Raw genomic sequence first — 966 nt, 5'->3', positions numbered from 1 at the left:
GGCGCACGTCGCGTGGAGCGGCGACGTCGAGGTCGGCGTCGAGCGGCTGCCCGAGGGTGCCGGAGTGCACGGTGCGGTGCTCGGCGGGGGAGAGCTGCTGCTGCCGGGCGAGATCCGACTGGGGGCGGGGGAGACCTACGTCTCGCCGCGGGTGCACCTCGCCTACGGGGAGAGCGGTCTGGATTCCGTCGCCGCACGGCTTCACCGGATGGTGCGCTCGTTCTCCGCGCACCCCACGACGCCGCGGCCACTGGTGCTCAACACGTGGGAGGCGGTCTACTTCGACCACGACCCGACGCGTCTTCTCACGCTCGCCGAAGCCGCGGCTTCGGTCGGTGTCGAGCGCTTCGTCCTGGACGACGGCTGGTTCCGCGGACGCCCCGACGACAGGTCGGGGCTCGGGGACTGGTACATCGACGACGCCAAGTGGCCCGACGGCCTCCGACCTCTCGCCGATCACGTGCACGGCCTCGGGATGCAGTTCGGCCTGTGGTTCGAGCCCGAGATGGTGAACCCGGTGTCCGACCTCGCCACGCAGCATCCGGAGTGGGTGCTCGAGGCATCGCCCGATTCGCCCACCTGGCGGCACCAGAAGGTGCTCGACCTCGCCAACCCCGCCGCCGCCGCTCACCTGCTCGATCGCATCGACGGATTGGTCTCGGAGATCGGGGTCGACTTCATCAAGTGGGACCACAACCGCGACCTGCACGCCGCCGTCTCCTCGCACACCGGGCGCGCGTCCGTGCACGCCCAGACCGCCGCGTTCTACGCCCTGCTCGATGCGCTGCGTGAGAGGCATCCCTCCCTGGAGATCGAGTCCTGCGCGAGCGGCGGCGCCCGTGTCGACCTCGAGGTCCTGCGGCGCACCCAGCGCGTGTGGGCCTCGGATTCGAACGACCCTGTGGAGCGTCAGCGCATCCAGCGGTGGACCGGCACCCTCATCCCTCCCGAACTCGTGGGCTCGCA

General features: G+C 70.8%; 1 protein-coding gene. It reads left to right on the top strand.

Features of this window, described 5'->3' with window-relative positions; genetic code table 11:
- The coding region (locus KZA10_RS16190) for an alpha-galactosidase (RefSeq protein WP_218683398.1) at nucleotides 1–966 on the top strand (966 nt) is incomplete at both ends.

It is taken from the genome of Microbacterium sp. BF1, assembly GCF_019279095.1.
GTDB classification, from domain to species: domain Bacteria; phylum Actinomycetota; class Actinomycetes; order Actinomycetales; family Microbacteriaceae; genus Microbacterium; species Microbacterium maritypicum.
This window is presented reverse-complemented; position numbering and strand designations above follow the sequence as displayed.